Origin of the sequence: Paenibacillus sp. FSL F4-0236 (assembly GCF_038000135.1) — a bacterium.
Taxonomy (GTDB): domain Bacteria; phylum Bacillota; class Bacilli; order Paenibacillales; family Paenibacillaceae; genus Paenibacillus_AQ.
Genome location: NZ_JBBOBK010000001.1, coordinates 839,524 through 863,575, shown reverse-complemented (window position 1 = coordinate 863,575; position 24,052 = coordinate 839,524). Strand labels below are relative to the sequence as shown.

At 40.9% G+C, this 24,052-nt stretch carries 14 protein-coding genes; 3 read left to right on the top strand and 11 right to left on the bottom strand.

Features of this window, described 5'->3' with window-relative positions; translation table 11 throughout:
* Positions 1-106 precede the first annotated feature (106 nt).
* Both NSQ29_RS03975 and NSQ29_RS03970 read right to left on the bottom strand, forming a co-directional pair.
* A complete protein-coding gene (locus NSQ29_RS03975; protein WP_042190759.1) occupies positions 107-1,003 on the bottom strand; it encodes a carbohydrate ABC transporter permease in 897 nt (298 codons plus the stop codon).
* 15 nt (positions 1,004-1,018) lie between these two features.
* On the bottom strand, positions 1,019-1,903 hold the full coding sequence (locus NSQ29_RS03970) for an ABC transporter permease (RefSeq protein ID WP_143759569.1): 885 nt from the start codon (positions 1,901-1,903) through the stop codon (positions 1,019-1,021).
* 407 nt (positions 1,904-2,310) lie between these two features.
* On the opposite strand from NSQ29_RS03970, the gene NSQ29_RS03965 reads away from it, so the two are divergent.
* Positions 2,311-3,234 (top strand): helix-turn-helix transcriptional regulator, encoded by a 924-nt coding sequence (locus NSQ29_RS03965; protein ID WP_340972057.1) that lies wholly within the window; start codon positions 2,311-2,313, stop codon positions 3,232-3,234.
* 179 nt (positions 3,235-3,413) lie between these two features.
* Here NSQ29_RS03965 and NSQ29_RS03960 read toward each other — a convergent pair whose 3' ends face one another.
* From NSQ29_RS03960 to NSQ29_RS03950, 3 genes are all read right to left on the bottom strand, one after another.
* Positions 3,414-5,624, bottom strand: coding sequence for a helix-turn-helix domain-containing protein (locus NSQ29_RS03960; protein WP_341059837.1), 2,211 nt, complete (start codon positions 5,622-5,624; stop codon positions 3,414-3,416).
* A gap of 281 nt (positions 5,625-5,905) precedes the next feature.
* A complete protein-coding gene (locus NSQ29_RS03955) occupies positions 5,906-6,751 on the bottom strand; it encodes an NAD-dependent epimerase/dehydratase family protein (protein ID WP_341059835.1) in 846 nt (281 codons plus the stop codon).
* A gap of 84 nt (positions 6,752-6,835) precedes the next feature.
* Entirely contained in the window at positions 6,836-10,726 is a 3,891-nt protein-coding gene (locus tag NSQ29_RS03950) for a X2-like carbohydrate binding domain-containing protein (protein ID WP_341126726.1), read from the bottom strand.
* Positions 10,727-11,090: 364 nt separating this feature from the next.
* Between NSQ29_RS03950 and NSQ29_RS03945 the strand changes: the two genes are divergently transcribed.
* Both NSQ29_RS03945 and NSQ29_RS03940 read left to right on the top strand, forming a co-directional pair.
* Positions 11,091-11,933, top strand: coding sequence for a DNA-binding protein (locus tag NSQ29_RS03945; RefSeq protein ID WP_341124407.1), 843 nt, complete (start codon positions 11,091-11,093; stop codon positions 11,931-11,933).
* Positions 11,934-12,260: 327 nt separating this feature from the next.
* Positions 12,261-13,334: a Gfo/Idh/MocA family oxidoreductase gene (locus tag NSQ29_RS03940; protein ID WP_341124406.1), complete on the top strand. Its 1,074-nt coding sequence runs from the start codon at positions 12,261-12,263 to the stop codon at positions 13,332-13,334.
* 148 nt (positions 13,335-13,482) lie between these two features.
* On the opposite strand, the gene NSQ29_RS03935 is transcribed toward NSQ29_RS03940, so the two are convergent.
* From NSQ29_RS03935 to NSQ29_RS03910, 6 genes are all read right to left on the bottom strand, one after another.
* Positions 13,483-13,905 carry a hypothetical protein gene (locus NSQ29_RS03935; protein ID WP_341124405.1) on the bottom strand — a complete coding sequence of 141 codons (423 nt, stop codon included), beginning with the start codon at positions 13,903-13,905 and terminating at the stop codon, positions 13,483-13,485.
* A 764-nt stretch (positions 13,906-14,669) separates the two neighbouring features.
* The gene (locus NSQ29_RS03930; RefSeq protein ID WP_341124403.1) at positions 14,670-16,262 is read right to left on the bottom strand and encodes a sensor domain-containing diguanylate cyclase; all 1,593 of its coding nucleotides are present in this window, start codon (positions 16,260-16,262) and stop codon (positions 14,670-14,672) included.
* A gap of 282 nt (positions 16,263-16,544) precedes the next feature.
* Entirely contained in the window at positions 16,545-17,135 is a 591-nt protein-coding gene (locus tag NSQ29_RS03925) for a hypothetical protein (RefSeq protein WP_341124400.1), read from the bottom strand.
* 1,133 nt (positions 17,136-18,268) lie between these two features.
* Positions 18,269-19,762 (bottom strand): hypothetical protein, encoded by a 1,494-nt coding sequence (locus NSQ29_RS03920; protein ID WP_341124398.1) that lies wholly within the window; start codon positions 19,760-19,762, stop codon positions 18,269-18,271.
* Positions 19,763-19,954: 192 nt separating this feature from the next.
* Positions 19,955-21,868 (bottom strand): ATP-dependent helicase, encoded by a 1,914-nt coding sequence (locus NSQ29_RS03915; protein ID WP_341124397.1) that lies wholly within the window; start codon positions 21,866-21,868, stop codon positions 19,955-19,957.
* Entirely contained in the window at positions 21,865-23,886 is a 2,022-nt protein-coding gene (locus NSQ29_RS03910; protein ID WP_341124396.1) for an ATP-dependent nuclease, read from the bottom strand. Before NSQ29_RS03910 ends, NSQ29_RS03915 begins: the two co-directional genes overlap by 4 nt.
* Positions 23,887-24,052 lie beyond the last annotated feature (166 nt).

The window sequence follows — 24,052 nt, the reverse complement described above, 5'->3', positions numbered from 1 at the left end:
TTTTCTTCAAATCCGATCACTCCCTTTTATAATTTAGACAGGTACGATATCTTTCTGTCATTTTACTGCGTGCCTCTCCCCCTCTCCAGATTCTGAAAGCTGTGAATTAGCCTTTAACTGAACCGACCAGCATTCCTTGGACAAAATAACGCTGAACAAACGGATAGATAACAAGTACAGGCAGAGTAGCGATAACTATAAGTGCATATTTGAGTAGCTCAGCAAGCTGCTGCCGCTCCACCATTTTCATCGCATCCATTGTACCTGCACTGTTGTTCTGGATGATGATGCTTCGTAAGACAAGCTGAAGCGGGAACAAATTCGCTGATTTCAAATAAATCAAAGCGTCAAAGTATGCATTCCACTGTCCTACCGCATACATAAGGACTAACACCGCGATAATGGGCTTCGATAACGGAATGACAACGCTCCAGACAAACCGCATATCACTGCAACCGTCGATTTCGCTGGCTTCCAGCAGCTCCTCCGGAATGGAGGATTGAAAGAATGACCGGGCAATAATGACCTGCCATACCCAAATCGCGTTTGGTATCAGCAGTGCCCAGCGGGTATCAATCAAATGGAGTTCCTTCACGACCATATAGGTCGGAATCAGCCCGCCGCTGAATATCATCGTAAAGGTGATGATCATCATCAAAGTGTTGCGTCCGAAGAAACCTCTGCGTGATAAAGGGTACGCGATCATGATCGTAAGCACAACACTAATGAACGTCCCTGCGGCTGTATAAAAAATGGAGTTGCCGTAGCCTGTAATGATCTCGGGTGTATTTAGCAGAACCTTGAAACCTTTGAAGGAAATATCTACAGGCCATAACCAGACTCGACCGGAGGTAACGGCTGCTGGACTGCTAATCGAGCTGCTGATGATAAAAATTAGCGGATAAATCACCGCGATGACCACGAGGCTGAGTAGAATATAAATAGTGGTCAGAAATAGCTTATCGCCAGTTGATTCTTTAATTTTTTGTTGAACTGCTGCCATGTGGTTGCTCCTTTCCTACCAGATGCTGTTGTTTGTGATGCGTTTAGCCAAGCCATTCACCGTAAGCAACAAAATAAGGTTGATTACCGAGTTGAATAGACCAACCGCAGTTGCAAAGCTATAATTGGCGTTCAGCAAACCGACCCGGTAGACATAAGTGGCAATGATCTCGGAATTCGCCAGATTGAGCGGGTTCTGCAGAAGATAGACCTTCTCAAAGCCAATAGCCATGACATTCCCAACATTCAAAATCAGGATGATGACGATGGTAGGCACAATACCTGGCAGATCAATATAACGAATTTTTTGAAAGCGTGAAGCGCCATCGACTTTGGCTGCCTCATAAAGCGTAGGATCTATACCGGCAAGCGCTGCTAAATAGATAACGGCACTATAGCCCGCAGTCTGCCAAATATCAGACCAGACATAAATCGAACGAAACATTCCCGGTTCTCCAAGGAAATTGATCGACTCCAAACCGAAGAAGTTGAGAGCGATGTTCGCAAATCCAAGACGAGGTGCCATAAATAGCATAATAATGGACACCATGACAACCGTCGAGATGAAATAAGGCGCAAAAGAGACCAGCTGGACGAACTTTTTGAACCTTCCCCCGCGCAATTCATTAATCATGAGCGCAAGGATAATCGGAATTGGAAATCCCGCCAGCAGCAGGTAACCACTAAGCATGATGGTGTTCTTGAGCAGCGTCCAAAACTGCGGATTATCAAAAAATAAACGAAAATTATGAAATCCAACCCATGGACTTCCCCATATACCTTTAATCACGTTGTAGTCCTTGAAGGCTAGAACCGCGTTCAGCATTGGATAATACTTAAAAATGAGGAAAAATAACAGAGGTGGAATCACGAGCAAATGTAGCTGCCAGTGCTTTTTCATACTTCTACGAGCATTTTGTAAAAATACAGAGCCCTTACGCTTCGGTAACGACTTGTGATGTAATACCATTTCTTTCTCCAGAACAATCCCCCCTAAGCAACCGCCAGTAGTTTATGATAGCGCTTTCTACGAGTTGATCATAATTGACTTTTATCCCCAAAGAAAAGGTACACTTGGGCATTTCAGCGTACAAATAACCCTATTCAGGGAGAACAAAATAGCTGTAGAACGGCCATTTTTCCGGAATCAGGCCCCTCTCTGGAGATTTTCAATCTGGACAATTCTACCGGCAGTTGAATAAAGCGCATGAGACAATTCAACCAACGCTTGATAGGATTGCGTTTGCAGAAATGCTATGCTGTTTTTGACAGTGCGCACTGTACATTTTGTTTTATTGGAGGTATACAATGCTCGACTTGCGTAAAATTGGAGCTTATATTTCGAAGCTTCGCAAAGACCAGGATTTGACCCAATTGGAACTTGCCGATCAACTGAATGTAAGTCATCAAGCGGTATCGAAATGGGAACGGGGCGACTCGCTACCCGATATCGGAACGCTTCCGAAGTTTGCGAGGTTATTCGGCAAAACGGTAGACGACATTTTAAATGCAGGAGACAATACAGAAATTCGGGAGCACCCGCACCTAGGAACGATGGTTGAGGAGATCGCAGAGAACAGGCCGGAACAAGTTGCAGAGATGGTCAATACCGGAGAGGCGGAGGTGGAGGAGCTTGTAGAAGTAGCGCCATTTGTAAAAGCAAGCGCTCTGCATAAGGTTACAGAACGATTAGACAGCAGCGTCCTTAAGTTAGACGTGATCATGAAGCTGGCTCCGTTCCTTGGAACAGGTACATTGGATGAACTGGTTCGTCAGGCAGAAGAGGGCGAAATTGTGTGGAATACCATTACTGGACTCGCTCCGTTCGTCAGCAGCGACACATTAAGTCGACTGGTAGATAAATCGATTGACGGTTCCTTAGAAGTGCACAATCTTGTTGGGATTGCCCCATTTCTGGAAAGAGAACATGTAGATCGCTTGGTACAACAAGCAGAAGAGAGCAGCTTGAGCTGGCATTCCGTTCAAGGGCTGGCACCCTTTATTAGCAGAGAAACATTAAACCGCTTGGTAGACCGGGTTGCAGACGGCACTATCGATGCGGACCAGATCATAAGCCTCACACCTTTTCTGGACAGGGAGAATCTCGAGAAGTTGATTGGTGGAGTCGAAGCTGAACATCTTAGCCCAGATCTGCTGGCAAGTCTTGCTCCTTTCGTCGATCAAGGGACATTGAGCAGAATGGTGACAAGCTTATTAAATAAAGTAAAGTAGACACGTATATCGGAGATCAGAGATCGGTGATCCATAGACCGTCGGCGATCCTCAAAGCTATCGGGAAACGTTAGTTGAACGACAACAGCGGCAGTCTAAGACTTTATTTATCAAGTCTTGGTCCGCCGCTGCTTCTTTTAATGAATCAGTCTAATACTTAATTTTCACCAAACAACTGTTTATTCATCAATAGACTGTCTATAAGCGCTCGGTGAAACGCCGATTAACCGCTTGAAGGCCCGTCTGAAAGAATGTGAACTGTTATAGCCCACCCGCATAGCAATCTCATCGACCGTATACCGACTATCTTTGAGCAAAATCACAGCCTGATCCATTCTCACTTTTATCAGATGATCAGAGAAATTGACACCGGTAACCTCTTTAAACAATTGAGAAATGTATTTTTCAGGCCGTTCCACCTGTTCAGCTACCCGGTACAGACTCAGCTCTGTATCCGAATAATTTTCTACGGTATATTCCTTGATCTGCTTAATAATCTGAATATGAACATCCTTCTTTTTATTTGCAATAAGTCCGCACAGTTCTTCCATAATGACAAAAAATTCGGTCTGAATCATTTCGAGTCGTTCCGATGAACCAATGTCTATGACCCTCCGCTTCACACTCTCGATGTCCGGGTATTCTGTAAAAGCCTTTTGATCCAGAAGCTTAAGAAACGTCCCTTTTATTTCACCAACAAGCTGTTGCTTCATTTCCATGGATAATTCACGCTGTTCCATGTTCTGGGCAACAATCGCACGGACAATCCGTTTAGCCTCTTCTAGCTCTCCAGCCCGAATGGTACTGATCAGACGTTGCTCTGTATCCAGTGGATAATAGTAGGTCGTATTCTCATTTTGGGCTTCGCTACTCCATACAATTCCTTTTTTATTCATGTAGACGGCATATTCCAGAGCTTGCTTGGCTTGGTCAAAGGAAAGGCTAACCTCCGTTATTTCTGTGAAAAGATCACCGAAGCCCCCCTGAGTAGTAATACGGTACTCATTAAAAACGTACTGCGCCAAATTCTCCAGAATGTTAGTGATATTTTCTGCCTCATACGCTTTGTCGGTCTCTTCTTCCTTGGAGAAAAACAGAGTTACCACTTTGTCGGAGCCCATATCCGTCATTAGTACATCCACTCCGAGATCCGATAGGGACTGCTTCAGCAGCAAACGGGAAGCATTCAGCTCATTGAGAATCTCAACGCTGTCCATACCGGCATAGCCGTTAATCTGAACAATTCCTACATATCCAGTGTTCTGTTTCAAGTTAATCCCCACCTGCTCGGCGGCAGTGAGAATCTCATCATGCGTTTTGAATTCACCTGCTAATAACCGCTTCAGAAATGCATCCCTGACCAACGGCAGCTGACGATTAAGTTCGGTTTCCAGCAACTTGTTCTTGGTGATCATATTGGCAATATTTCCGCTTAAAAAGTCAAATTCATTCTTGGCGGAGGCCTCTTCCTTGCCAAATTGCTCCTTCATGACGCTAAGCATATGGTTGATTGGAGCGCTGTTACGGTAAGCTAATATTAGTCCAACTATCAAGCCGATGAGTAATGTTCCTCCCGTAATTTGTATGGACATTTGCTTGATCTTGTTAGCATTCTCCATCAAAATATGCCGGGGAATCCCTGTCTGGTATACCCAGCCGTTCGAATCAGAACGAGTCGTGATCACTAGATCGTCTTCATAGAACTGACTAACCTTGTTTTTATCAAAATCCGAATCAGCGGTCATATGGGCCATTTTCTGCTCATCACTTCCCTGCAGAACAATCGTATTTCCTTCAGCATCGCTGATATGAACCCAGCCTCCGTATCGCTCAGTTAGACCAGATAATAGACTAGAAATGATTTTCTCGTCTATGATCACTACCGCGACAGCTGGTGAGGAATCGTTGAAACTATCCAGAGGGAGTGACTGCATATAGGTAATAACGGAGGTTTGCATGCCCCTGCTAACATAGTCACTGAGTGGCTTGATTTCACTGCGGTGGGTTTTCTCAAGCACTTCTTTGGTCCAATCCTGTAGCGAAAGATCCTTATAGTTGAAATTAGAGTAGTAATGTTCCGGCCGGTAAGAAGAACCTGGGGTTAGAATAAGATTATAATTGGCGAGGTAAATATAATAGTTTTGCAAAAAATCATTCGTCTGACCGAAAGTCAGGACATTCCGCATCGTTCTCCAAATGCCATACACGTTCGTCTCATTGTCTCTTTCATTCATCAGAACGTTTAGCTCTTGGTTGACTGCCAATTGCCTGGTAAACCCTTCTACTTCCGCCATGCGGCGCTCCAATATTTCCTGACTTTTCTGGAGCTGGGTGATCCCGTTCTCAATAGAGATAGACTCTGTCACAGAAATCGAAGTCAGATAGGACATATATCCGCCAATGCTGGGAATGACCAAAATGACTACATAGGAGATTAAGAATTTACGAAAGATATTGGAATATTTAAGCGTAGTGACCCCTCCCCTAATATCATTTCGATAGCGCTATCATTACCATAGATTAAAACATTTTACTTAATAGTCAAGTGTGCAAACCCAATTTTACAGGTACTAAAACTTTCAGAACTGGATAAAAAGCACCGATATACGCCGTTATCACTGCTTTTTATTCACCATCCGAATTTTTTTATCTTTCCAGTGTGTTAACCCTTCTAAGTTGTACCCATCGTATGGCGGGTAGAACGTGAAGGCACAAAACCGAATTCCTCCTTGAAACGATCCATAGCATACAAAGGCTTATATTCTTGACCGGAAAAATGATAATAATCCAAATTATAATCATTCCCCACCAACGGGGTAAGGAGCTCAGCCACTGGCAAATTGCTGCTAGCATCCGGCCCAACCAGATTGAGAGTTCTTACCCCCGGCTTAAGTGGAGATTCCAGTGCCGCAGTAATTCCCTCCACCACATCCTCAGCATGGACATGCCCCAGTGTGATGAACGGGAGCGTTGGCTTGGATCCTGTCTTCAAGACAGGAGGAATCCAACCTGGGGAGGCTACAGCTCCAAAGCGAAGATTGATAAAGTCGGTATCTTTATGATTGCGATGAAAATACCGGGTCAACTCCTCGACCATAGCCTTGCTTAGCCCATAGGCATCCGCTGCCAAACAGGGATGATCATCTGGGATAGGCAGCTCAAGCGAAATAAAATCCTCAGTGAGTCCACCCACCACGGCAATGGAGCTCGCTGTGATGAACTTTTGGCAACCGTGGTCAAGCAGATATCGGTACAATCTCCTTGTTCCCAGCACATTAACAGCAAGGCTTTCCTCCTCAGTAGAGCCGCCAGTAACTGCGGCAAGATGAATCACCGCCTGAATATCATACGAGTCCAGCCTGCTCAAATCCTCCGCCGAATCAAAAGAACCCTGAACATACGCAAAAGCCCCTTCCGGAGCTTGGCGTGACAGACAAATCACTGTATGTTTATCTGCCAAATACTTGGCTAGAGCCGTTCCGATAAATCCACTTGCTCCGGTAATTAGAATATTCATGCTCATCTCCCCTTCTTTTTCTCATCTCATATCATTCAGAAAAAAGGGGCCAAAGAAGGCCCCTCCGTTCATTCATCGCTCAACTTATTCTGTCCACTGTTCTCCGCCTTGTGTACTAGGCTTCGAGATATGGTCGGTCGATGCCTCCTCAATATCACCGAATGCCCAGTGGGAGACTGGAACATCGTTCCACCCTGACTGTGTGACACCCATAAGCGGGCCCCTGCCCAAAACTCTGTTGATAGCTGTAACGGCTTCCGCACGAGTAAGCTTGGAATTCGGGCGGAAAGTTCCGTCACTGTAGCCATTCATTATGCCTATATCTTGGGCTTTCTTTATCGCTGCCTGTGCCCAGTGACCGGTGATGTCAGAGAAGCCGCGACCCGATGTTGTAGAATTCGGGCTCAGCATGGCTGTTAAACTAGCCATTTCTGCACGCGTCAATGGTTGATTAGGCTTAAAAGTACCATCAATATAACCGTTCATTAGTCCCATCTTAGCTACTTTCGCAATAGCATCTGCCCCCCAATAGCTGGAGGGAACATCACTGAATGTTACGCCTGATCCAGTGGCCTCTTTCTCAGCAACCTTCGCTAGGATGGTTGCCATCTCAGCACGGGTAATGGGAGCATCGGGTTTAAAGAAGCCTCCCGGATATCCGTTGATATACGCCGAATGTCGCATCGTCTCGGCATCATCCTTCCCATCAGTTCCAGATGCCGGAGTTGGCGTCGGAGTCAGGGTAGGTGTGGATGAAGGCTGAGCTGGTATAGACGGCCCCCCTGCATCGGTCGGTGTAGGTGTTGCTGTCGGCGTTGGTGTTGGAGGTTCTGTAGGGTTCGTTGTTCCGCCATCACTGGTTGAGACTGTGAATTTCAATTGATCTGTCAGCATGAGATTACCTGATTTCTTCACAGCTTTAAGTGTGTGTAAGCCGCTTGCCAATCCAGAAATACTGTAAATCTCCTGTTGTGTCAGTCGACTCTGACTATAAGTATTCACGGTCTGAATCCATTGTCCGTCCACATAAATATCTACTTCACCTTGATCTGGACCCGTAGGTGTGATCAAGCGGATTCCAGTGCCCTTGAAGGTATATTCAAAGGAATCGCCTTCCACTGTCGTTGAATGCACATCATTAAGATAATCGCCACCAATAGTAAAGCTGAGGTTCAGCTTTCCCACTGGTTGTGATGCGAGATAAGATTTGTTCAGTGTAACACGGTCACCAGCTACCGTATAATCGGTCCCAGGAACCAGATGATATGATCCATTCGTAATGCCTATAAAGCTTTCCGGCTGTTGTAGAAGTGTAATCTCAATGTCCTGCTGAGCAGAAAGCGATTTATCAAAGCTCGCTGCGACCGGATTAATCATATTCGGAATCTCTACCTTGAGCATGTCAAGCAGCATGAATCTGCCTGATTTTTTCACAGCCTTGAGTGTGTGTTGTCCATCTGTAAGCCCAGAGATACTGTACAGAATCTGCTGTGACAATCGCCCGTTTCGATAAGCGCTTACCGTGCCCTTGAATTGATCGTCTACATAGATATCCATATCCCCTTGTGATTCGTCTACCTCAGTGAACAGTTGAATCCCTGTTCCTCTGAAGGTATATTCAAAAGAATCACCATTTTGCTCCGCATACTGCACATCGTCATTGTAGTCGCCCATTCCTCTTCCACTACTGCGGGACCAAGTACCGTTATATTTGATTCCCGGATCGTCATTATTAACCATCACATAACGGATGCCTGTAGAATCGCTAATGTGTACCGCTAGCGTCTGTGGATCACCGGCGTTAAAGATGATGTTAAGACTTGTTATGCCAGCAGATTGCTGTGCAAGATATTCCTTCTTAATGGTCAATTTGTCATTAGTCACCGTATAATCTTCTTCGCGGAGTGCCACTCCATTATTCTCAATACCACTCAGCGTATTACCATGCAGATTAAGCGTGACTGTGACATCCTTCTGTTGTTCCGTTGCTTTATCAAAACCAGCGGAAGTCGGAGTGATAGAACTGTTCTGACCCCCAGCCGGACTTTCTGTTGTCACTCTCAGCGCGTCGAGCAGCATATAATTTCCCGATCCCTTGCTTACCTTAAGCGTGTGAGAGCCGTTAGAAAGTCCTGATACACTATAAAGAGATTGTTGTACCTCTCTCGGTCCACTTGTATACGCATTTACAGTCTGTGCAACCCCATCGTCTAATGTAACAATCATTTCTCCTTGCGATTCATGCTTTTCCGTCAGCAGCTCAATGCCCGTTCCCGTAAAGGTGTACTCAAAAAAATCACCGTCTTTCTCGGTATAATGCACATCGCCATTATAATCTCCATGTTCTCGGGATGAGCTTACCTGCCATGTGCCGTTGTATTTAATGCCGCTGTCATTATCATTAATGTAAACCACATCCGTAACGGTGGTATTGCTTGCCGAAGCTGAATCCGCAGCAGGGTCAGCCCCAGAGTTAAGAGCATCCTCTTGAGGAGTGTTCGTAGCAGTAGCACTGGAATCCTTGATTGTAATGCTCAGATCCTGCTTCCCCTCTAACAGCTCCTTGCCTCCATTTCGCTTCCAATCTCCGCTGTAGCGCATCCCTGTATCATCGTTATTGACAGCTGATGTACCGCTTAGCGCGGTTACTTTAAGCATGCGAGAGGCATGGGGTTCAAGGATGCCACCGCTGAATTCCTTCTCAAAGGTTCCCAGTTCGGAATGGCTCCATAGGTCGCGCACTGAAGCCGGACCATCAAGGCCAAGATCACTCCATTTGACTTTAACCTCCGCACCCCGACTACCCAGATTGAACAAAGCAACGCTGTAAGTCCCATCTCCATTATTGGCGTACCAGACCTGCTGCTGGGTATCCATCGATACCGGATGACCAGGACGTCCGGCCTGATTTACGGCAATTACCTCATCATTGGTAAGCAGTTCTAGTCCATAACTATCCAGCCGTGTCATGTCATTCCCTGTATAGAGCGGTACGGAAGAAATGGACCAAAACGTCATCGCAGTCTTCCGCTCATCCTTGGTCAGACCATCCATGGAGCCGTTACCAACATTCAGAGAATCGAAGTCATTCCAGCCGCCAGGGCCTGCATCCCGCCACCAAAGTGCTGCTTTGGGGAATAATCGGGAAATACTCGGCCATGCTGTCAACCCACTGCCGTCATAAGATTCAACATCCCAATCAATTCGCCAACCGTTAGCATATTTTTTCCAGAATTCTACGTAATTGTGGTCGAGCGCCCAGGATAGCTCAAACCAGATGTTATTTCTATCCAAAGCCTTGGACCATGCTTCTACATCGCCGCGTGCATCCCGGCTCAAGTTGTCAATCCCCGACCCAGGGGTTACGCTGTCGAATTTGACGAAATCGATCCCCCACTCACCAAGCATATCTGCAATGGAATCCACATACTTCTGGGCACAGGGATTCGTGAAATCAATTTTATAGGTGTAGGAATTCCAATAATCCATAATGGTAAGCGGCTTGGCCGTAATATCCTGAATACGACATTCGCCGCCTGTCCCATACACCTCAAGATTTCGGTTATATGCATCGATAGATACCCCCGGGATCAGATAGATCCCAATCTTTTGTCCATTATTATGAACATAGTCAATGACCTCCTGAAATCCGTTCGGATAAAGGACTTCACTAGGAATAGGTCTCCCGTATTCATCCATATCGCCATTCCAGCCCGCATCAATATTAATATATTCATATCCATGGGCTTGCAGCTTCTCATGCATCGCATCCGATTGCTTCTTAACGCTCTCCGCCGATGTCCAGTTTCCTGCCCCATCATAAACTTGCATACTGTAACTGCTCCAGCCCATATACGGCTTTTGAGCCATACTCTTTTCCGCCGCTTGCGCAACATTGCCTTTCATTCCTGTAAAACCGAACTGTGCTGCTGCAATAATGAATACTAGCAGACTCATACCCAATCTTTTTCCCATTCGCTTCAAATCATCCTTACCCCCTCATGAAATGTGGTCAAAATTACTTTGATAGCGCTTTCTTTCGGAAAGATCATAATTGAATATGGATTTCCAAGATAGGTACATTTCGGTATTTTACGTACAAATAACCCCTAAATAGAGGGGCAAATAAACAGCCTAACAAACATAATTCCCTCGATTCTATGGAACTTAGTGAGAACACTGTACCTTAGTTATATTTGGACAATCACAAAACAAACTCTTGTTTCCTCGTTCCAGTGATGAAAATCACTTACTTTATTGGTAAAATAAAGAATAGTCTAGAGATACAAACGACATAGCAATAACAGATGAATGATATACAGAAGAAAGGAAGATCGCATTGAAGTTGGATTTGGATGGATTAAATGCTGATTTCTTAACTAGTATGCTTAAGGCATCTTTTTCATTGGAAAATTGGGGTGCTATGATTCAAATTGCAGATAGATTGATTACCCAGATTGCATTCATATATGAGACAAGCAGTGACACATTGAGAGAACAAAACCTGAAGCGGAGTATTCCCTATTATTTTGGATTTAGCTTATGTTCAAAAGGAATCGCACTGCAAAAGCTCGGTAAGTATCCTGAAGCTAGAATGTGTATTCAAAAATATGCTGAATTAGGATGGATCAAAGGGTTAGATGATGAAGGAATTAATGAAGTCAAATACTACTGTAATATTGCAAAAGCCAATACCTACGTGCTCGACCTTTTGGAAGGCCAGACAGGAGTCCTAAAGGAGTATGTTGAATTTATTAGAAACAGTGCTGAGGAAGAGTTACTACCGGGACTAATTACCATCTTGGAATCCTCGATAAAATATAACTATTCCGTAGATTGGATTCTGAGTGATCTTAAAAACAACGTAAATGACATAGAAAAGTATGTGACTAATGTGGATATAAGATATTACGAGGAATACATTTATTTGCTGGTGATGTATTACTACGAACAAGAGAATATGAACGAAGCAATCAACACTATTCTAGAAACTCTAATTTTTAGTATCAAAATTGAAAACGATACAAACCTCAAGAAATCAGTAGCACTCTTTGAGCTCCTAAGAGAACATGCTCATCAATCACAACTTCAAATGTATCACAACATAATGGAAAAAATAATAGTCAAAGAGTTTACTAATGAAAAAGAAAATGTTCTTGCTTACAGTCGTGGTCTTGATTAGTTCCAGCTTAATGATCGCCTCTGCAGGTGCTTCCGCTGTCGATTCCGGTTCTACAATTTACACCGTTAACAATCACGGAATGGGTCATTGATTGAAATTTTATAAGTGGATTATACAAAGGAGCGATCATCCGGCTATTGGATAATCGCTCCTTTGTATGTAAATGCATAAGATAGCTTAACTAAAGACAACAAAAAGTACTAGTTTCACATTATACATAATCCTATGTACTCTATCATTTTTTTATATACAATAATAAGAGACAACTGATGCCTGTGCTACGAAGGTGTTTACATACTAATCAACCATTAGAGGTGTATTTTAAAGATGAACAGACCTATTCGTTTTGGAATAATCGGAAGCGGCTGGCGGGCGGAAATGTATCTTAAGTTGGCTCACCTGCTTCCGCAGCAATTTCAGGTAACAGGTGTATTGATCCGCAACCCTGCCAAATACCAGCAACTGATCGACAAATGGAAACTGACCGTATACAGCTCGATAGAACACCTTGCGGCCGAGAGCGATTTTGTGGTCCTGGCGGTGTCCAAGACCGCTGCCGCCTCACTGCTGTTGGAGCTTGCAGCGCTGCAAGTACCTGTGTTGGCCGAAACACCCACCGCCTCTACGCCGGCTGAATATGAACTGCTTCGATTCAGCGCCATGGATTCCCCTCTGATTCAAATAGCTGAGCAATATCCGCTGTTGCCTCACCATCAGGCAAGAACCGCCTATATTCAAACCGGACATTTGGGCGAGGTAGGTCATGTTCAAGTCTCTGTTGCGCATGGTTATCATGGAATCAGCCTGATCCGTAAATGGCTCTCGATCACTGGCACAGCATGTGAAATCACAGCTCGCCGGCTAGAGGTTCCAATCATGGACTTCTCTTATAGGGGGAGGGAGGCCGAAGATGACCTGAAGACAGAGCAGCAGGATATCGCAATTATGGTGTTTCCCTCCGGCAAAAGCGCTGTGCTTGACTTCACTCGCTCCCAATATTTCTCGCCCCTCCGTACCAACCGGGTACTCATCCGCGGATCACATGGGGAAATTCGCGATAATGAGATTATCCGTCGCCTGGGAACCGAAGAGACGGAGTATATGAACATTAGTCGGATTCAAAGCGGACAGGAAGGCAGTCTGGAAAGTCTCTCCTTGCATGAATTGCGTGCAGGACAGCTTAGTCTATTTCAGAACCCGTTTCATCCCTCTCCCCTTTCTGATGAAGAGATTGGGATAGGACAAGCCTTATTGAATATGTCCAGCTTCCTGCACACGGGAATTTCAGCATACTCATTAGCGGATGCCTTAATAGATATCAGACTGTCATTCGCGGTCGATGAAGCCATCGCCCTTGGAAGCACTATAACTTTGCAAGATGAGATCAGGTCTGCCAAATAAAAACAAACACATGAGAAAGTTAAGAGCCTTCTCATGTGCCTGAACAATTTTATCCGATTCAATGACTCGAACAAGTGTAGCATGCAAAACAGAAATCAATGACCGCCCGATTTCAATGCCATGCCCTCATGCTCCATATGAAATTTAATTAAACGAACAAATATCCGATTACAGGACCCATAAAAATAACCAAATATATAAGTGTAATCCATGGCTGATAATGAATATAGAATTCTTTGAAAGAAAGACTCCAAGGGTGCTTAATGATCACCCAGCCCAAAACATCAATTATAATGCAAACTCCGGCCCATATTGCCCCTGTAATAAGAGCTTCTTCAAGGTTGGGTACAGATAACCCCCGCATATATAGCCAACCAAAGATAGAAAACAGAATGACATTATAAAGAGGATGCCAAGGCTTTGTTTTTTCATATCCCTCCCCCATACCTTTTTCGTCCATTGGACTCATTTTTAACGCGAAAATATTAAATACGGTATGTAAGACTCCAACAATAGTCACTATAAAATAGCAAATCCATAACCATAACATCGACATTGCAAAATCCTGCATAACTGCCTCCTTTTATTACCCCAGCGCATGCAACTGCTGCTTTTCCGGCTATGGAAATGAGACCATTCAAAACCGAGTTGTTGTTTGAATTGAAAACATCATATTTGACACGCTCAAGCTTGTGCTTGATAATACGATGGCTATTATGTTTACAGCCGGACTGTATCCAACCTGGTAACCCTTATAAATATGCGCTTGCATTGGATCTGATGAATTCAAATCATTGTACACACCCTTTTCGCGGAACCGAAAGAAACGAGTACGAAAAGGGAAAATTGCATATTGTTGGCAACCGCTCTTTTGACGGAAATGCGGTAAAGAGGCTGCCGTTATAAAACCAGAATGAACCAGCGTTAGCAAAATGCCAGCAAACCCGCTTAAAAACAAACAAGGGTTCCAGCTCAAATGAGCTAAAACCCTTGCTCTTAGTAATGCCGAGGACGGGGGTCGAACCCGTACGGTACTCACGTACCGCAGGATTTAAAGTCCTGTGCGTCTGCCTGTTCCGCCAAAGCCTTGATAACACTGGAGTTTTCAGTGCTTAAAGTTCAACACCTAGCCCTTTAATAGTCAGAATTATGTGCGTTTCTGGCTTTCTTAATTACTTGCTCTTAGGAAATACCCAACGATCATAATACTCCCACTCTGGTTTTCTTTCCTCGGGAATATTATCAATGCTTCTTCCATTGTTGCTGGTGCCGCATTTTCAACTTTCACTATGATCCAGAGGATAAAGCACGTACCGCATATTTCGAGCAATTGTTTCAAACATCAGCGATCATCGTCCGGTTTCTTCCCCTGCTCTTGGCCAGGTATAACGCCTGATCCGCCTTCTCCAGCAGCCCCTCCCGCTCCAATGCATGAACAGGATAATGGGCGATTCCCTGGGAGATCGTAACCCGTGTCGGGATTGGACCCCTGCTTTGTTCCAGTGCCCGCCGGACTCTTTCAGCTACGGTGAAGGCTTCCTCAGGTCTAGTGTGGGCCAGTAAGATGACGAACTCTTCACCGCCGTAGCGGTGGCAAACATCGTCTGGGCGAAACGAAGTAACTATAACTTTGGCTACATGTTTCAGCACTTCGTCACCGATGAGATGGCCGTAGGTATCGTTCACGAGTTTAAATTTGTCTACATCCAGCACAATGAGCGAAAACGGTTGCCCTGAGGCAATCCACTGGTCCATCGTATACTCTAACGATCTCCGGTTCATTAAACCGGTCAGTGCATCCGTCGTAGCCTCTTGGGTCAGTTGATCCGTCTGCTTCTGAATATCCGTCGCGGCAAGCAACACAGCCTTGGTCAGCAGATCTGCCTCTCGGCTCCATTGCGGCTTCGCTTCCGGCAATACAATCTTCTCCTTGCCCATCCTGCTCACCAGATTCGCCAGGGAGACAAAAGGCCGGGCCAACTTGCACGCTACGAGAATGACGCCCATTAGGAGTATAATGAACGGAAACAACGAATACCCGAGAATTGTCCGAAGGTGGCCCATCAGTTGATGATGAATGACACTAATCGGCGAAACGACCACAATTCCCCAGCCATTGGCCGGTACGCTGGAGTATCCGGCAAGCATTTCAACGTTACGGGTGTTGCGCACTTGCTGTTCCCCGCTTTCCCCTTTCATAAGTTTCTGTACAACCTTGTTACGGCTGACATCCTCCCCAATGAGCTGCTTATCCGGGTGGTACAACAGATGCCCGCTTGAATCCACAATATAATAATAAGAGCCAGAATCGTCCACGTTGTTGTCGCCAAAAATCATAGACAAAATATTGTTCTCTTGCAGATAAAACGTGCCGCTCAAAATACCGCGATATATGCCATTGTTGCTGAAAATCGGCTGACTCATAAAAACGATTAGTCTCTTGGTGGTTTGGGTCATATAGGGGGAGGATATGTAAGGTTTTTTGAACGCCAGAGCTTCCAAACCGACTTTAGAAGTAATATGGTCGCCTGTTGTCCCCAAACTAGTCGGTACTACGTTGCGGACCAGCCCGTCGGCATCGACCACGGCGATAGAATTGAAGTAATTGCTACTATTGCGCATCAGTTCTAAATTATCATCTACTTGCTTCGGCGTTGAGCCATCGTCATCGGAGAGTGTGGCAGCGCTATATTCCAAACTGCTGCGCATGGACTGAAATAAGGAATCCATTGTCTTGGTCATTCGGTCAGCGTTGTAGTAATTCAAATGGAGCGTAGTCTCCATCAATGATTGTTTTTTGGACTCGTAAGAACCGATCAGAAGAATGCTTGAGGTTAGTAGAACCACCAGCGTAACCAAGCCCGTAAGCAGCGATGTGAGACTGAGCTTTTTACTTTGACGCGGCTCGGCTCTTCTCAGTGTAAGCAAACTATAACCCTCCTTGAATCTTGAAAACTAGCTTTATCAATAATACAACAAATTAAGATGTTATTCGACAATAATCAACGAACTCCAATCTCTCACACCACTGTACGTACCGTTCGATATACGGTGCTTCATGAAATATTACATATTAAAAAGCTCCTCTCCAGAGCTTGTGAATTGACAAGCACTGAAAAAAGTATTTCCATATTACGTGAATAATGAAGACCTTAAAGAGTTTGGCTCTCTATTTATTGAGGAGATTTTACAATACTCCAAAAGTTTGACTCAATATAAATATGAGTAAATACACTTCAAGAAATAGTTTTTTTCATATTGGAGTCCTTCATTGTGCTTAATGAAAAGAGACTCTAAGTTGTGCAATAATTCATCAGGTAGTGGCTCTTTCATTAGTTTGTTAAGTATTTCATTCCTTGCTCCGTTGTTCTTCAAAAATGAGAATAGCAGGTTTGCCTTATCCATACGATTCATTAGAGCATAGGCAACAAACCATACTTCAGGAGCAGAAACTTGAACACCATTCCAACTCGAAGTCGGAACTGTTGGCATTTTACAAAGCCCTTTAGTAGAATAAATCGAGAAGTTCCCTAATATTTCAACCTGAGGGTTTCTTTTGTGAATTAATAGTTTATACTCACTTCCGAAAGGATAATCCCCACTCTTTAGTTCCTCAACTTTGAAGTTTCGTAGAGCATCTATGATAGTTTCTTTAGGTGCGTCAGTCATAATATCCCAATCATGAGCGAAATTGAATAGACCTAAACTTAGTAATAAACCACTCCCACCCAAGGAATAGTTAATGCCGAATTGCTCTAATTTTTCTGTTACGATAACCAAATTGTTAATATCTGAATTCATTATTCGAGAACCTTCCTTAGTTATTTTTTTCATTTACTATACCATATACTGGAAGACTAATAGATGCCCAATAAGCTTCGATAACCATGCGAATATTTTGCATTTAAATTCAAGCACTGTGTTCACATCATCTAAGCGAAAGTAAACGTTATTCTTGGCTCTAATATTATTTCGGTGTTGCGATCATGAATAATTTAGGAAATACGTGTAGGGTTTGATTGATGATTTTGCTCAATGCTGCCTGTTCCGTTAATTGATATCTTACTAGGGAAGTATAGAAAAACGAGGGAAAAATACGTGACGACTAACTTTAGACTTGGGGCTTAATAATGACGGCAGCCGAAACTCAACAGATTCAAACTATAGAAAAACAAAAAAACCTTGATTTCTCAAGGTTTTCACTGTGATGCCGAGGACGGGGGTCGAACCCGTACGGTACTCACGTACCGCAGGATTTTAAGTCCTGAAACAGTCCCATTAGTCCATTTTCCACACCACGGGAAGATCGAGCATGAAAGCCTTCAGCCATGCGGGTTTAAGGCACTTTTTTGTGTTCTATACTCTCTGCATTCGGAGATTTGGATATGTAGATATGTTAGCAAAAATGTTAGCAAAATGGAGGGCAGAAACATTGCATTACTGCCCTTTTGAATGAAAACGGATTTCTTCGCTGCCAGTGGAGAGATGGTGTTTCTGTAAGATCTGGACACAGCAGAATAATGCATATAAGAAAAAGACTTTTTAGGTTTGATATTCTTGGGATGCTGTATACAGTCGCTCAATCAAAAGAACAAGTGTGACCACCTTATACTAAGAAATGTCTAAATTAAGGATCAGTGGTATTTGAACTCTCATATTCTTAGACCCTCCCCCTCAAGATGAAAAGCACTGGTTTTTAAATACGTTCTCTTGGGCAAAAAACAGTCGCATTAAGGGGAGGCTTGGACATAATTTAGCCAGTGACATCCAATTTATAAAAACAGATTATTTTTGATCAAATCTTGACCATTGTCTTGTTCATCATACTGACCATGACTGTTTTCTAACACTAGCATTTCTTGAATAAACAAGCTTTTGAGCTCATTTAAGCATCTTGAACTTTCACAAATTATTTTACAGACCCATAAAATTCTTTATTTCGTAGGAAAATAGACTTCCTTCTTTTGATTTAAATATTCCAGTAATTCATGAGTGCAATAATCTATATAATCAAACTCTTTGCCTAATTTTTTTATTATTGTTTCAACATATGGTTCCAGATAATCATTAAGGGAGCGAAATGAACTACCATACTGATTCCTTCCACCTAAACCGGTAAAATCATTGTTATTAGAAATATTTGATAATAACTCTTTCAAGCTTTCTCTGTTAAATTTATTAATTGTAAGTGGCAATATTTCCGTTAAAACTTCAATACTATAATAATAATCGTTTGATTTTTTAATATTATCTACAATAAAATTATTTAATTCTTTGAGATACGGTGAATTATTAAATTTATTATGCATTTTTAGTATTGAATATGGTTTGACTTTAGGATAGTCACCTATAAATTTTGGTTTATTTTCAATATTCAACTTTGACAATAACTCTTTAGATTTAATTAAATGCTCGTCTATGTTCTCGTTTTCTATGAAATATGAGATAAAGTAATAATTGATGTTTTCTTTACATTTAATGATAAACTTGTTTTTTTCATAATCTTCTAAAATATAATAGAACTCTGGATACTCGAAAAATAGATTTATAATTTTTGAAATATTATTTTCTGAATTTTCAAGTGAAGATTCTCCGTAATCTCTAAACGATATTTTTTCTTCTGTATAATTAAATTCTAATGCAACACTCTTCATATTTTCCCTATAAAAATTTAAACATAAATCCCGTCTTTGTTTTATTAAGTCAAGTAGTAAATTCATCGCTAATATTCGTCTACTATTTGATTGCCCATTTTTTAGCATATAATTAAATAGATAATTGAATGTTTGTTTTGTTGCAGCGTCTGAGAAATTAATGAAATATTTTGTAATAAAGTAATTTGTAATATTGCTATCTAAGTTTTGATAACTAACTTTGTCTCCATAATAACTTATATCGTTTTCAATTAATTCTATGAAATTTGCAAATACTACAGTATCTTTTAAAAATATATGTTCAAACATATTTCTTAAATGCACTCTAGCATCGTCCCTATTGAAATTACGCAATTCATGATTTGAGTCATGGGCTGGATGTGCACATTTATGTCGATCATTTCTTAGCCTTTTATATTTACCATAAGTATGTGAGTCAAAAAAATTAAGATATTTCTTGTTATCATCATGTTTATTATCGTCACAATGTTCAGTAACTCGATTCATAATCATTTCTTCCCATTCAGGAGAACGTTCATTCTTTTTTCGGGATTTTTCTATGTCTTCTAATATTGCTTGTGCTTCTTCGGAATTATATATACTATTTAATTCTATTATTTTTTGTAAAACATCATATATTACGACAGAATATAATGTAACTATTGTAGCTCTATAATTGCCTGTATTATAACAAGAAATCACTTCTTTTAGGTAACCCCTTGTATTGTGATTTTTTATCTTTTCTAATTCATATTCTATAATAAATTCACTCATTCTATGCCCCCATTCTAGTAAATACAATGATAGTCTGATGGTGTAGGAAACCCTAAAGAAAAATCACTCAAACTATCTAACTTAGAAATCCAAATTTCATTTATATGCACCTTATCTCCTCCATTGAAACCCTTATTTTTCTTTTCACTCATGAATTTTGGAGTAACGCTTATGATTTTACATATATTATTACTATGTAAAATCAAGTATTTCTACATTTGAATTTGATAGCATTTGATATAAAGTCGAGATATTTGAAGTGAATTGCTCTATCTCTTTGAGTTCTTTGTAATGCATAACTTCTCTGATATTAGAAAAAGTAAAATAAACTTCTTGTTTTGCTCTGGACAAGGCTACAAAAAAAGCACACAGGTCAGCATCTTGTTGTGACTTGAAACTCCAAAAGGCACTGTCCTCAAGACCAATAAAATATACTGTATGATATTCAAGACCTTTACTTTTATGAATAGTCATTATAGGAATACTGAAGTCTCCTAAAAATTCTTTAATAGCATCTCTCCAATTAGTACGTTTTAAATTTGACTCAACAAGTTTTTCAGATAATTTATTTAAAATATTAGACATAAGGTTTCCTCTAGCGTACTTTGGAAAAGCCGCCTTTAACTTCTCAATTCCTACAAAAGTAACTATTCTACTTATAAGATCATTAACAAATACTTTCAAAGCAACTTCATCAAAAAAAACAATCTCTAAGTCTTCTTTTAAAGAACTGATAAATAGTTGTAAAGAAAATTCATAGTTAATAAGTTCTCTAGCGTTTTCTTCAGAGTCATAACCGTTTAGATTAATTAATAAGTCCATCGTATTATTCCAAGACCTTGGGGATTTCTCAAAACAAGCCAGCTTTAATATATCAATAATAAGTTTTACACATTCATCGTCAATTATTTCTTGGTATTCTTTTTCTAGCCTTGAATGAATACCTTTCAAATTCAACTCGTTCATTATAGCTTTAGCATATATATGCTCATGTTGTTTAGTTAAAATGCAAATATCACGAGGGGTTGTTATTATTCCAGTCTTTATTTTTTCCTCTATATCTAATGAGAGATGCTTGGCCTCAACTTCATAATGAGTGAAACACCAAACTTCACATATCCCTTCAGAATCGCATTTCTTTTTAGCACTTTTTACTCTTACTGTATTTTCTTTCATCATGCTGGCTATAGTATTTTGTATTTCAACTAACTTTGGTGCAGAACGATGATTTTGCGTTAATTCAAATGTTAAAGCTTCAAAATCAGAAGAGAAATTTTCAAAGGAATTACTCATGGCACCAGCCCAACCCATTATACGTTGTTTATTATCTCCAACAGCAGTCAAGAAATTAATGGGAGAATTAAAAGCAGTAGATATTAACTCGTATTGTAGATAAGTTGTATCTTGAAATTCATCCAAGAATATATGACTGTAAGTTGATTGCAGTACTTTTTTTATGAAAGGATTTGTTCTTAAAATAAATTCTGCAAGTCGAGTTATCATCGGAAATGTTATTGAACTATTTAAAGTGTTTTTACCATGTATCAGTAAATTCCAAATATTTCTCAATATCCAATTAGATGAATCACTATCGATTTGAGAAAGAGGTAATGTTTGAGATGCAAGTGCTTTAAATAATTTATCGAAATGCACTTCATGAATCCAGTTAGGACGTATGGGATTTCGTTCTGTCAGAAAACCTATTATTATTTCCTTAAATTCTTTCGAATCGAGGATAATATTATAGTCTTTTTGGGGCCTATATTCCTCAGCTATTGAAAGTCTAAATCTATCTACAATTAATTTAGCGAAAGAATCAAAAGTTTTGGATTCAAATCTTTTAGACAATTCTTTACCACATCTTACTTCTACTCTTTTTTGTAGATTTTCCGCTGCATCAACTTTGAAGCTTATTGCTAATATTTTTTGAGGAGGATTACATATTTCTGTTTGTAGGAAGTAGCTTGCCTTTTGAGCAAGCAGTTCTGTTTTGCCTGCACCAGGGCCAGCTAAAACCACTGAATTCTTTTCTGATTTTATCGCAAGTTCCGCCGCTGGTTCTAAAACTATCCCCTCTGACGGAATCCAATCGTCCTTTTTTATCATTTTCCATTCTCTTTTCGCTCTGATAAATTGAGTAACTTAAAAATGCGTTTTATGAGTCTATTAAAATATGGAGGGCAGTTATTTTTTAAATCAGTATCTGCTATTTTCAATAATGCTTCGATATGTGTACTAGGCTTACCTCGTCCTAAAAATAATGTATTATACCAAACCATTAATTCATGTTGTTCTTCAGTATAGGAGAAGCCTGTAGAAGACTCGTTTTTTAATGTTGCTTGAATTCCACTAATTATTTTTTGTTTGTATTTATCTGGTTCTTCAAATTCATCAGGAAACCTGGGACCTAGAGGAACTGTTTTTTTATATGCTTCAGGAAAAGCTTCAAGCATTGAAAAATCCAAATCAAGTGGTGAAGAAAAGAATACATTATAACCTTCTTCTTCCAAACGAGGTAACCAAAATTTATTTATGGAATTTATTGTTTTCGAATTCAATGGTCGATTATGAAAATTTTCAAGTTCTTCAGTAGTTATTTTATAAGGTTTTCCATCTCTCGTTACCGATAAAACTTCACTTTCCTCTTTACCATTTGCTATCGATTGATTTAGTACATACTTGATCCTTCCCCATCCTCCCCCGTTACGTTCACGGTCTAAATCTAACAAGGTAATATGAGGGATTGATAAGTGATTTAAAAGTCTCCACATATGGTTGACGTGTCTCCCACCTAAGGGAACTATAGAAATTCCTTCATCATCTGTCATTATTCCATTTACTTTAAGAAGTTTAGGTATAACAATTTCTTCAGAATCTCCTTCTCCTAAAATTACAAGTCGTGCGAAATATAGCTCTGGATAAGCTATAACAGCCTCTTTAATGTAAGTATATGAATCGCTCAGACGATCAGGGAGTGCTATTTTATTGACAATTGTATCCCCTTGAACAAGATTAATCCTAAAGTGGCGTATATTTTCAGGACTAACTCTTTTAATGATTGAGGAGCTATGTGATGAAAGTAGAACTTGTGCGTTATCTCTTTTAGAAATTCTGTTGAGATTGTCCATAACACGACCAAGTAAATGTGGAGACATATGATTCTCTGGTTCTTCAACAGCCAAAATCGTTAGCGAAGTTGAAGAGTTAACGACTAATTTTTGTTCGACTTCTAACAGTGATGAAACAAGGGATATATAAAATAATGAACGCAAGCCATCACCTAGTTTATCAATTGAGTAATTTCCTAATTCTTGAGTAGGAGAGAACTCCACTTCGATTCTTTTTAGTATAGTAGCAAGCGTTGCACTGCTGAATTCAAGTGAAGCATTTTGATAACGAAAATCCCGATGGTATTTTTTCCATTCTTCACTAATTATCTCTCTAATTTCTTCAACTCCCGTTATACTACTAAACAAATCATTTACCGGAACCATCTGATCCTTTATCTGTTGGTCAATATTTTCAGGCCACTTAATGTTTCTCATAATTCTCCATAATATCGTCCCAGAGGCATTCTTTAATTGCGTAACAGGCTCGCGTATTGCAGGGACATATATAAATTGAATAGTTGACCGTTGGTGTGGTGACACTGCTACAATGTCATCTTCTGTTATTTCTTGTTCCTCTGGAACAGTAATAAAGTTCAGCTTTTGTTCAATCTCACCGTCTGGTGTATTCCCGGGTGTCCATTTACCCGTAAGTCTCATTCTTAAATAGGGAATATCTTGTGGAGCCTTAATAATTAATTGATGAAAGAATGGCGGGATTGCATTTGTTACCGTTATATCTCCCTCTTCTAGTTCTGGAAACATTATTTTCACTTCAATGAATAATTCCATTATGTCCGTTTGAGTAGTTAAAGAAAGAGGGGTATGGAAGTCACCCTTTGTAATGGATCGTTCAGTTTGAGATGATCCGAACATTTTTTGTAAGGACTGAATCAATGCGGTTTTACCAACGCTATTACTGCCAACGAATGTTGTTATTTCAGAAAGATCGATAGTACTTTCATTTGGTCCAAAGCTTCTAAAATTTTTGATTTTTATCTGAGCAATTTGCATCATTAACCTCCGAAAAACTCGAATGTGGACTATTGATCTAAGTCAAAATACATAATTCGCCATAATTCTACCACCTCCTTCCAAACTAGCGTTCTATTTAAGGAAATAATGTAAATTTTTCGTAAATTTGAATATTTTAAATCTATATTATACATACGATAATCAGAAA

Excerpts from the sequence above, each read along its gene's own strand:
- NSQ29_RS03975 (WP_042190759.1), bottom strand. The coding sequence starts at position 1,003 with ATGGCAGCAGTTCAACAAAAAATTAAAGAATCAACTGGCGATAAGCTA.
- NSQ29_RS03970 (WP_143759569.1), bottom strand. The coding sequence starts at position 1,903 with ATGAAAAAGCACTGGCAGCTACATTTGCTCGTGATTCCACCTCTGTTA.
- NSQ29_RS03965 (WP_340972057.1), top strand. The coding sequence starts at position 2,311 with ATGCTCGACTTGCGTAAAATTGGAGCTTATATTTCGAAGCTTCGCAAA.
- NSQ29_RS03960 (WP_341059837.1), bottom strand. The coding sequence starts at position 5,624 with ATGTCCTATCTGACTTCGATTTCTGTGACAGAGTCTATCTCTATTGAG.
- NSQ29_RS03955 (WP_341059835.1), bottom strand. The coding sequence starts at position 6,751 with ATGAATATTCTAATTACCGGAGCAAGTGGATTTATCGGAACGGCTCTA.
- NSQ29_RS03950 (WP_341126726.1), bottom strand. The coding sequence starts at position 10,726 with ATGGGAAAAAGATTGGGTATGAGTCTGCTAGTATTCATTATTGCAGCA.
- NSQ29_RS03940 (WP_341124406.1), top strand. The coding sequence starts at position 12,261 with ATGAACAGACCTATTCGTTTTGGAATAATCGGAAGCGGCTGGCGGGCG.
- NSQ29_RS03935 (WP_341124405.1), bottom strand. The coding sequence starts at position 13,905 with ATGCAGGATTTTGCAATGTCGATGTTATGGTTATGGATTTGCTATTTT.
- NSQ29_RS03925 (WP_341124400.1), bottom strand. The coding sequence starts at position 17,135 with ATGAATTCAGATATTAACAATTTGGTTATCGTAACAGAAAAATTAGAG.
- NSQ29_RS03920 (WP_341124398.1), bottom strand. The coding sequence starts at position 19,762 with ATGAGTGAATTTATTATAGAATATGAATTAGAAAAGATAAAAAATCAC.
- NSQ29_RS03915 (WP_341124397.1), bottom strand. The coding sequence starts at position 21,868 with ATGATAAAAAAGGACGATTGGATTCCGTCAGAGGGGATAGTTTTAGAA.
- NSQ29_RS03910 (WP_341124396.1), bottom strand. The coding sequence starts at position 23,886 with ATGATGCAAATTGCTCAGATAAAAATCAAAAATTTTAGAAGCTTTGGA.